9 protein-coding genes are annotated in these 9,717 nt (G+C 74.2%); 5 read left to right on the forward strand and 4 right to left on the reverse strand.

From position 1 onward, the window contains the following. Positions 1-1,608, reverse strand: coding sequence for an ABC-F family ATP-binding cassette domain-containing protein (locus ABT238_RS36195; RefSeq protein ID WP_350568620.1), 1,608 nt, complete (start codon positions 1,606-1,608; stop codon positions 1-3). 466 nt (positions 1,609-2,074) lie between these two features. On the opposite strand from ABT238_RS36195, the gene ABT238_RS36200 reads away from it, so the two are divergent. The 5 genes from ABT238_RS36200 to ABT238_RS36220 all read left to right on the forward strand — a co-directional run bounded on the left by ABT238_RS36200 (position 2,075) and on the right by ABT238_RS36220 (position 7,036). Further along, entirely contained in the window at positions 2,075-3,346 is a 1,272-nt protein-coding gene (locus ABT238_RS36200; protein ID WP_350568622.1) for a trypsin-like serine peptidase, read from the forward strand. 195 nt (positions 3,347-3,541) lie between these two features. Further along, a complete protein-coding gene (locus tag ABT238_RS36205; protein WP_350568623.1) occupies positions 3,542-5,197 on the forward strand; it encodes an ABC-F family ATP-binding cassette domain-containing protein in 1,656 nt (551 codons plus the stop codon). A 79-nt stretch (positions 5,198-5,276) separates the two neighbouring features. After that, positions 5,277-5,966 (forward strand): nitroreductase family protein, encoded by a 690-nt coding sequence (locus ABT238_RS36210; protein WP_350568624.1) that lies wholly within the window; start codon positions 5,277-5,279, stop codon positions 5,964-5,966. Between the two features lie 74 nt (positions 5,967-6,040). Then, positions 6,041-6,688: a GNAT family N-acetyltransferase gene (locus ABT238_RS36215; protein WP_350568625.1), complete on the forward strand. Its 648-nt coding sequence runs from the start codon at positions 6,041-6,043 to the stop codon at positions 6,686-6,688. A 105-nt stretch (positions 6,689-6,793) separates the two neighbouring features. Beyond that, positions 6,794-7,036 (forward strand): hypothetical protein, encoded by a 243-nt coding sequence (locus ABT238_RS36220; protein ID WP_350568626.1) that lies wholly within the window; start codon positions 6,794-6,796, stop codon positions 7,034-7,036. A 32-nt stretch (positions 7,037-7,068) separates the two neighbouring features. Here the strand turns inward: ABT238_RS36220 and ABT238_RS36225 are convergent, their stop codons facing one another. The 3 genes from ABT238_RS36225 to ABT238_RS36235 all read right to left on the reverse strand — a co-directional run bounded on the left by ABT238_RS36225 (position 7,069) and on the right by ABT238_RS36235 (position 9,616). Further along, positions 7,069-8,025, reverse strand: coding sequence for an aldo/keto reductase (locus ABT238_RS36225; RefSeq protein ID WP_350805569.1), 957 nt, complete (start codon positions 8,023-8,025; stop codon positions 7,069-7,071). 351 nt (positions 8,026-8,376) lie between these two features. Continuing rightward, positions 8,377-9,213, reverse strand: coding sequence for a hypothetical protein (locus ABT238_RS36230; protein ID WP_350568629.1), 837 nt, complete (start codon positions 9,211-9,213; stop codon positions 8,377-8,379). Positions 9,214-9,301: 88 nt separating this feature from the next. Beyond that, complete coding sequence (locus tag ABT238_RS36235) at positions 9,302-9,616, reverse strand: DUF6191 domain-containing protein (protein WP_350805576.1); 315 nt, start codon at positions 9,614-9,616, stop codon at positions 9,302-9,304. Between the last annotated feature and the right edge of the window lie 101 nt (positions 9,617-9,717).

Below are 9,717 nucleotides of genomic sequence, written 5' to 3' on the forward strand. Positions count from 1 at the left end.
TCACATCGGGTCCACCGCCCTCAGCGCGCCGTCCAGCTCCAGCCAGCGGGTGACGCCCAGGCCGCGCAGGAACGGCAGGTCGTGGCTGGCGACGATCAGTGCCCCCTGGTAGGCGGCGAGCGCCTGGGTGAGCTGGCGGACGCTGGCCAGGTCCAGGTTGTTGGTCGGCTCGTCGAGCAGCAGCAGCTGCGGCGGCGGGTCGGCCAGCAGCAGCGCGGCCAGGGTGGCCCGGAACCGCTCGCCGCCGGAGAGCGTGCCGGCCGGCTGGTCGGCACGCCCGCCGCGGAACAGGAAGCGGGCCAGCCGGGCCCGGATCGCGTTGTCGCCCGCGCCCGGCGCGAACAGCTTGACGTTGCCCACCACGGTGAGCTTCTCGTCGAGCAGGTCGAGCCGCTGCGGGAGGTGGCGCAGCGGCACCGGGGTGATCACCTCGCCCGCCGACGGGGCGATTTCGCCGGCGATGGTCCGCAGCAGGGTGGACTTGCCCGCGCCGTTGCGGCCGACCAGGGCGATCCGCTCGGGCCCGCGCAGTTCGAGGTCGGCGGTGATGCCGTGCGGCATCCGGACCTTGTCCAGGGTGAGCACGGTGCGCCCGGCCGGGACGGCGGTGCGGGGGAGGTCGATCCGGATCTCGGCGTCGTCCCGCACGGCCTCCTCGGCGGCGGTCAGCTTGCGCTTGGCCTCCTCCAGGCGCTCGGTGTGCATGCCCTGGAGCCGGCCCGCCGTCTCCTGGCCCTGGCGTTTGAGCTTGCCGGCGACGATGTGCGGGTCGTTGCGGGTGACCGAGCGCTTCCTGCCGTAGCTCGCGCTGCGATCCAGCCGCATCCGGGCCTCGGCCAGGTCCCGCTTCTGGCGCTGGACGTCGGACTCGGCGTTGCGCAGCAGCCGCTCGGCGGTCTCCTGCTGGGCGGCGAGGGTGCGCTCGTACTCGGCGAAGTTGCCGCCGTACCAGGTGACCTGGCCGCCCCTCAGCTCGGCGATCTGGTCGACGTGCTGGAGCAGCTCGCGGTCGTGGCTGACGATCACCATCACGCCGCCCCAGCCGGCCACCGTCTCGTAGAGCCGCTCCCGGGCGGAGCGGTCGAGGTTGTTGGTCGGCTCGTCGAGCAGCAGGACGTCGGGGCGGCGCAGCAGCAGGGTGGCCAGCCGCAGCAGGACGGCCTCGCCGCCGGAGAGTTCGCCGGTGGTGCGGTCGAGGCCGAGCCGGTGCAGGCCGAGCCGGTCGAGCAGGGCGCGGGCGCGCTCCTCGACGTCCCAGTCGTCGCCGACCGCGTCGAAGTGGCGCTGGTCGGTGGAGCCGGCCTCGATCGCGTGCAGGGCCTCGCGGGCGGCCCGGACGCCGAGCGCCTCGTCGACCCGCAGGCCGGTGTCCAGGGTGAGGCCCTGCGGCAGGTAGCCGATCTCGCCGCCCGCCCTGACGGTGCCCGAGGTGGGGGTGAGTTCGCCCGCCAGCAGGCGCAGCAGGGTGGACTTGCCCGCGCCGTTGAGCCCGATCAGGCCGGTGCGGCCGGGGCCGACGGCGAGGTGGAAGCCGTCGAGGACGGGCCTGCCGTCCGGCCACTCGAAGGAGAGGTCGGTGCAGAGGAGCGAGGTGGTGGGTTGTGCCATGGAAGCCTCCCGAAGGTCGCCGTACGTGGTCGTGGAGCAACACGGGGAGACACCGCGGGTGCGGGCGGGGACCGGGAGAGGAGGGCCGGGGGTCGTCAGAGCGACGGGGGACGCCGGACCGGCTCACCACTGAGGTCGGGCACGCGCACACTCACGGACCGCGGGCAGCGACATGGCCGGTGACAGAACCGGCGGCAGGGCTGCGGTGCGGCGGGGGCGGTGTCTCGGGACCTCAGTAGTTCAACGGCGTTCTCCTGTTCGGGCGAGTGGCAGGCATCACGCTACGGAGGGCCCCGGAGGCGTGCAACCGGTTTTTTCGGTGCCGATCACGTGCCGATCCGGTGACGGCCTCGCCCCGGACCGCTCCGGTGGCCGGAGAGCGTCCGCCGCGCGTGGCAGACTCCTCCCCTGCCAGCCGCTCGACACTCTCGCGGCCCTGGCGTGCATTCACAGGGGGAACCAACTCATGTCACCGATATCCCGGGCGACGCGTGCCGCGCTGGGCGCGTCCGTCGTCACGCTGACCATGGTCGTCGCGACGGCGTGCGGCCCGGAGAACAGCGACCCGGTCGCCGGCCCGTCCGCCGCCCAGACCGCCGCGACCACGGCGGCCACGGCGGCCACCGCGGGCTCCACCGGCAAGCCGGGCGGTCTGCCGCCGATCAAGCTGCCGACCGCCGACGAGCTCGGGAAGTGGAGCTTCGAGGACTGGGACAAGTGGGCCCAGCAGAACGTCATCACCCCGGCGGTCAAGGGCTTCTGGGACCTGCAGAAGATCCTCAAGGCCAAGCCCTACAAGCCGGGCCCGGGCTCCCAGCCCACCGGCCAGCCGTCCGCCCAGCCGACCGCCCAGCCCACCTCGGCGGCCCCCGCGGCCCCGACGGCGCCGCCGACGAGCGCCGCGCCCGCCCAGCCCGGCGGCGGCAGCGGCGGAGGCCAGAACGACCCGCAGCCCAAGCCGGTCGAGATGAAGCCCGTCGCCCACCCGTACGCCAAGCCGGCCCACGTCAACGGCAAGCTGTTCTTCCAGGACGGCAACCAGGACTACGTCTGCTCCGGCACCGTCGTCTCCGACCCGGCCAACCCGGGCCGGAGCAACCTGGTCTGGACGGCCAGCCACTGCCTGCACGGCGGCAAGGGCGGCAAGTACCACACGAACATCACCTTCGCCCCGGCGTTCAACAGCAGCGGCGCGGTCAGCGGCGGCAGGAAGGGCTCGCTCGCCGAGGCCGAGCCGTACGGCGAGTGGGGCGCCGTCGCGGGCATGATCTCCCCGCAGTGGGCGGCCGAGGCCGACCCGGAGAACGGCGGCCCGTGGAGCCAGTACGACTTCGGCATCCTCAAGGTGGCCAACCCGGACGGCAGCGGCAAGTCGCTGGAAGAGGTCGTCGGCGGCTCGGTGCCGGTCTGGTTCAACGCCCCGCGCGAGCAGATCGCCGCGGTGAGCACCTACGGCTACCCGGCCGGCAAGCCGTTCGACGGCATGGAGCTGGAGCGCTGCGAGGCGGGCAAGCCGGCCCGCCGCTCGATGGACCCGTCCCGCCCGACCATGCTGATGACCGGCTGCAACGGCACCGGCGGCGACAGCGGCGGCGGCTGGTTCGCCACCAGGGACGGCAAGCAGGTGCTGGTCTCCGACACCTCCATCGGCGGCTTCGACAACACCTGGGAGGCCGGCCCGTACCTGGACGACGTCGCCCAGCACGCGCTGGAGTACTTCTCCAAGAAGGCCAAGTGACCCCGGTCACGGCCTGAACGACGCTGAACGGCACTGCGCGGCACTGAACGGCACTGAACGACGCTGAACGGCACTGAGCGGCACTGAGCGGCGCGGCGCCGAGCGGCGCCGAACCCGCTCCGCCGGGGGCGGTGGCACCGAGGTGCCGCCGCCCCCCGGCGGCGTCCGCGCCCGCCCGCCTAGAATCGGGACATCATGAGCGCCACACTCGTCGTCAAGGACCTCGCCGCCGGCCACGGCGACCGCACCCTCTTCTCCGGCCTGGACCTGGTCGTCGCCCCCGGCGACGTGATCGGCCTGGTCGGCGTCAACGGAGCCGGCAAGTCCACCCTGCTGCGGCTGCTGGCCGGCCTGGACACCCCGGAGGGCGGTTCGGTGCGGCTCAGCCCCGCCGCCGCCAACGTCGGCCACCTCCCGCAGGAGCCCGAGCGCCGCCCGGAGGAGTCGGTGCGCGACTTCCTGGCCCGCCGCACCGGGGTGGCCGCCGCGCAGGCCGCGCTGGACGAGGCCACCCAGGGCCTGGTGGACGGCGTGCCCGGCGCCGACGACGCCTACGCGGTGAACCTGGACCGCTGGCTGGACCTCGGCGGCGCCGACCTGGAGGAGCGGGCCGAGGAGGTCGCCGACTCGCTCGGCCTCAAGGTCTCGCTGGACCTGCCGATGACGGCCCTGTCCGGCGGCCAGGCGGCCCGCGCCGGCCTCGCCTCGCTGCTGCTCTCCCGCTACGACGTCTTCCTGCTCGACGAGCCCACCAACGACCTCGACCTGGACGGCCTGGAGCGGCTGGAGTCCTTCGTCAAGGGCCTGCGCGCGGGCACCGTGGTGATCAGCCACGACCGCGAGTTCCTGGCCCGCACCGTCACCAAGGTGCTGGAGCTGGACCTGCACCAGCGGCAGATCAACCTCTACGGCGGCGGCTACGAGGCGTACCTGGAGGAGCGCGCCACCGCCCGCCGGCACGCCCGCGAGGAGTACGAGGAGTACGCCGACACCAAGGCCGGCCTGGAGGCGCGGGCCCGGATGCAGCGCGGCTGGATGGAGAACGGCGTCCGCAACGCCCGCCGCAAGTCGAGCGACAACGACAAGATCGGGCGCGCGATGCGCACCGAGTCCACCGAGAAGCAGGCCGCCAAGGCCCGGCAGACCCAGCGGATGATCGAGCGGCTGGACGTGGTCGAGGAGCCGCGCAAGGAGTGGGAGCTGCGGATGGAGATCGCCTCCGCGCCGCGCTCCGGCTCCGTGGTCGCCACCCTGCGCGGGGCCACCGCCCGGCGCGGCGACTTCACGCTCGGCCCGGTGGACCTGCAGATCGACTGGGCGGACCGGGTGGCCATCACCGGCGCCAACGGCTCGGGCAAGTCCACCCTGCTGGCCGCCCTGCTGGGCCGGCTCGAACTCGACTCCGGCAGCGCCGTGCTGGGCTCCGGCGTGGTGGTCGGCGAGGTGGACCAGGCGCGCGGGCACATCTTCAAGGACCAGCACGGTCTCGGCGGGGGGCCGCTGCTGGAGGCGTTCGCCGCCGCCGTCCCGGAACTCGCGCCGGAGGAGGTGCGCACCCTGCTGGCCAAGTTCGGCCTGAAGGCGGCGCACGTGCTGCGCCCGGCGGACACCCTCTCCCCCGGCGAGCGGACCAGGGCGGCGCTGGCGCTGCTCCAGGCGCGCGGGGTGAACCTGCTGGTGCTGGACGAGCCCACCAACCACCTGGACCTGCCCGCGATCGAGCAGTTGGAGCAGGCGCTGGGCTCGTACAACGGCACCCTGCTGCTGGTCACCCACGACCGCCGGATGCTGGACACGGTCGCGGTGAACCGGCGGATCGAGGTCGGCGGCGGCAGGGTCCGCGAGCTGTAGCCGCCAGGGACGGGCCACGGGCCGGGGACGAGGTCCAGACCTCTTCCCCGGCCCGCCGTCATGTGCTGTGCTGTCGCCCATGGTTGACAGCACAGCGCTCGACAGCGCGGTGGCGGACGCGTCCTACCCGACCGTTCCGCTCACCCCCATGACCGTGCCCGCCCACGAGGCCGAGGCCCGCAGCAGGTCCTTCCACGACGTGATGGACCAGCGCCGCACCGTCCGCGACTACTCGACCCGGCCGATCCCGGACGGCGTGGTCGAGTGGGCGGTCCGCACCGCCAACACCGCCCCCAGCGGCGCCCATGTGCAGCCCTGGCGGTTCGTGGTGATCACCGACCCGGAGCGCAAGCGCCGGCTGCGGGAGGCCGCCGAGGCCGAGGAGCGCGAGTTCTACGCGCACCGGGCCTCCGAGGAGTGGCTGGCCGCGCTGGCGCCGATCGGCACCGACTGGCACAAGCCGTTCCTGGAGGACGCGCCGGCCGTGATCGTCGTCTTCGAGGTGCACAAGGGCCCCACCTCGCCGCGTCCGTACTACACCAAGGAGTCGGTGGGGATCGCGGTCGGCCTGCTGCTCGCCTCGCTGCACCAGGCGGGCCTGGCCACCCTCACCCACACGCCGAGCCCGATGAAGTTCCTCAACGAGGTGTGCGAACGGCCGCAGGAGGAGCGGGCCGCCTACGTCATCCCGGTGGGCTACCCCGCCGAGGGGGCGCGCGTCCCGGACCTGCGGCGCAAGGCGCTCGACGAGGTAATGGTCCGCCTCTGACGCGCCCCCGGACGACGCCGGCGCGCGGCGGCGGCCGGTGGTGACAGGTACAGGACGCCGAGATAATCGCTGTCATGAATCACGTCATGCCGCCGCCGAACGGGGGCACGCCCGCATTCGTGCCCGTGCCCGCGCCCGGCGCACCCACCCCCGGCCGGCCGCCCGAACTGCTGCGGCCGGCCGAGGGGATCGTCCTGCGGCGGCGCTCCCCGGCCCAGGCGCCCGCGCTCAACGCCGCCGTCCGGGCCGACCTCGACCACCTGCGCCCCTGGCTGGAGTGGGCCGCCGAGGCACCCTCCCCCGCCCGGACCGCCGAGCTCACCGCGGCCGGCGTCGCCGCCTGGGACGCCGGCACGGACTTCATCTACCTGGCCGGCCTGGACGCCGAACCCGGCCGGGTGATCGGCTCGTTCGGCCTGCACGGCAGGATCGGCCCGGGCGCGCTGGAGATCGGCTACTGGGTGAGCGCCGCGCACGGCCGCCGCGGCATCGCCACCGCCGCCGCCCGGTCGGTCGCCGCGGCGGCGCTCGCCCTGCCCGGGATCCACCGGGTCGAGATCCACTGCGACCCGGCCAACACCGCCAGCGCCGCGGTCGCCCGCCGGCTCGGCTTCCGGCTCGACCGGACGGTCGACACGCCGGTGCGGGCGCCGGGCGAGACCGGCCGCAAGCAGATCTGGATCCAGGAGCGCCGCCCGCCCGGCCCGTGCACCGACCGGTGACGCCGAGGCCCACCGCCCCGACCACGTCCCGCCGTTCCCGCCCGATCCGCGCGGCGCCGGGGCGGCGATCCGCTACGGTGGACCCCCCGAACACCGGAGGCCCCCGTGCCGGAAGAACCGCCGCTGCCGAACTACCTCGCCTACAGCGGGGAGGACGAGGCCACCGGCGCCCGGTTCGTGGTCCTCTACCCGGGCGACGAGGAAGCCGACGACGACCGCAAGGCGCAGCTGCGCGCCATGGTCCAGCGGATGATCGACGATCTGCCGGACGAGCGGCCGCAGCCGGGCCCGGGCCCGGCGGAGACCGCCCGGCCCGCCCTGCGCCTGGTACGCGGCGACGGCTCCTGACCCTCCACGGCGCCGGAGCCGCCCGCCGCCGCTCAGTACCGCCCGCCCGCCGGGGCCGGCAGCGCGTCCAGCTCGGCGAGGTCCGCCGGCGAGAGCACCAGGTCGGCCGCCGCCGCGTTCTCCGCCAGGTACTTCGGCGTCCTGGTCCCCGGGATCGGCAGCACGTACCGCCCCTGGGCCAGCACCCAGGCGAGCGCCACCTGCGCGGGCGTCGCGCCGATCCGCGCCGCGACCGCCTTCACCCGCTCCACCAGCGCCAGGTTGGCCTTCAGCGCCTCCTGCTGGAAGCGCGGCAGCTGGCGGCGGAAGTCGTCCGCCGGCAGTTCGTCGAAGGAGGCGATGCCACCGGTCAGGAAGCCGCGGCCGAGCGGGGAGAACGGCAGGAACGCGATCCCCTGCTCCTCGGTGTACGGCAGCACCTCGGCGAGCGAGTCCCTGGTCCAGAGCGACAGTTCGTTCTGCACCGAGGCCACCGGGTGCACGGCCTGCGCGCGCCTGATCTCCTCGACGTCCACCTCGGAGAGCCCGATCCGCAGCGCCTTTCCGGCCGCCACGGCCTCGGCGAGCGCGCCCCAGGACTCCTCGACCGGCACCTCCGGGTCGATCCGGTGCAGCTGGTACAGGTCGACGTGGTCGGTGCCGAGGCGGCGCAGGCTGTCGTCGATCGCCCGCCGGATGTGCTCGGGCCGCCCGTTGCGCAGCACCCGCTCCTCGGCGTTGCCCGGCACCAGGCCCACCTTGGTGGCGAGCACCGCGCGCTCCCGGTGGGGCCCGGCCAGCGCGGCGCCGACCACCTCCTCGTTGCTGTACGGGCCGTAGATGTCGGAGGTGTCGATCAGCGTGACACCGAGGTCCAGTGCCTGCCGGATCACCCGCACCGAGTTGTCGTCGTCGCGGTTGTGGACGTCGTAGGCCCAGGTCATCCCCATGCAGCCGAGGCCGACGACCCCGACCTCGGGACCCTCGCTGCCGAGCGTGGCGTTGCGCATGACGGTACTCCTCACTGTTGTCGGCCCCGTGGCGCCGACCGCGGTCGGATCAACGGGCTACAGCCTCCCCCTTGGAGTGCGCTCTAGGTCAAGCCGTCACCGCCGGGGGGGGTGGGCCGCCGGAACCTTAAGGTCCGCGTAAGCCTCTCCATCAGCCGCCTTTGATGCACCGGAAGTTCTTGACGCCCTCAGGTGGTCTAGTCCAGGTTGAAGCTCAGCACCGCGCACTCCCCCCACTGGACCACCCTCCAACGCCGCCCGCCCCGCGCCTCCTCCCCCCCGCGCGCGGCGGGCGGCCCCCGCCCCCCCCGGGGGGGGCGTCGGCGTCGCGGTACGTCAGGGACCGGCGCGTCAGACCGGCGCGTCGACCTTCTCGGCCGGGCCGAAGTCGCGGAAGGTGCCGTGGGTGCGCATCGGGACGCCCCGCAGCTCGGTCTTCCGGTCGTAGCGGACGGTGCGGCCCCGGGCGTCGATCCACTGGTCGAGCTGGAAGCTCGCCACGCCCTTGCCCTTGTAGATCTTGTACTGCTCGGGCTCCACGGCCTTCATCCGCTCCATGTCGAGCGTGCCGGAGAGGTGGAAGCACGGCGTGCCGTCGCAGTCCTCCATCCCCTTGCGGGCGGACGGGCCGACGGCCAGCAGCGCCTTGGCGTAGCCGTGGTAGTCGGGGATCCGGTCGCCGAGCGGGGAGGTGCGCCAGCCCCCGCCGCTCTTGATGTAGGTGGTGCCGTCGTCGGTCACGATGACGGTCGGGCCGCCGTCACCGGCGCCACCGAGGAGGTCGCTGCCGCCCGCGCTCATGGACTCGGTGATCCGGCCGGAGCGGACCGGCCCGTTGAGGTTCACCCGCGCCTTGGTGGCGGCGCTGAGCGGACCGCCCTCGGTCGTGAAGTCCTGGGTGGCCGCGTACGGCGTCTTCTCGGCGAGTGCGAGCGCCTTCTCCGGGTCGATCACCCCACCCGCCGTCGTCGCGACGGCGGTGGCGGTGGGCGTGGGGGTCGGCGTCGGGGTCGGCGTGGGAGTCGGCGTCGGCGTGGCCGTCGGGGTCGGTACCGCCTCGGGCGTACTCGTGGCCGTCGTGGACACGGTCGGGGACGCGGTCGGCGCCGCGTCGTCGTTGCAGCCCACCAGGCCGACGAGGCAGGCCGCCGTGGCGGTGACGGCGAGCACGGTGGAGCGACGCATCATCAGAAGAACCCCCGGGTCGAACAAAGAGACGGGGCGCATCCTGACACACCGGCCGGTCCGTGGGCGAACCGTTTCCGCGCTCCGCCGCTCACCCCCGGGGACGGACCCTCGCGACACCCGCGTCCAGGTCGACGCCCGCCCCGGGCGGAGCGCCGGCGTGCTCGTCGTCACGCAGGACGAGCTGTGCCTGGCGCTGTTCGATCTGGACCCGTTTGTTGGCGTTGAACAGCGCGTGCAGTTCCTCGACCGCCGTCATCCCGAGCCCGCCCGCCACCGTCCCCGCCCGCGAGCGCCGACGCCCGGTGCGCAGCGCCGCCATCACGAACAGCGCGGTCACCAGCGCCGTCACCGCCAGGACCACCGTCACCACCACCATGCCCGGGCCAACGAACGCCCGGCACACGATCGTTCCGGCCGGCCCGCCCGTACAGGAAGTCGGACCCGCCGACTTCCTGTACGGGCGGGGCGGGGCCGAACCCCCCCCGGCCACCGCCACCACGGCCG

Origin of the sequence: Kitasatospora sp. NPDC001527, assembly GCF_040298605.1 — a bacterium.
GTDB lineage: Bacteria > Actinomycetota > Actinomycetes > Streptomycetales > Streptomycetaceae > Kitasatospora.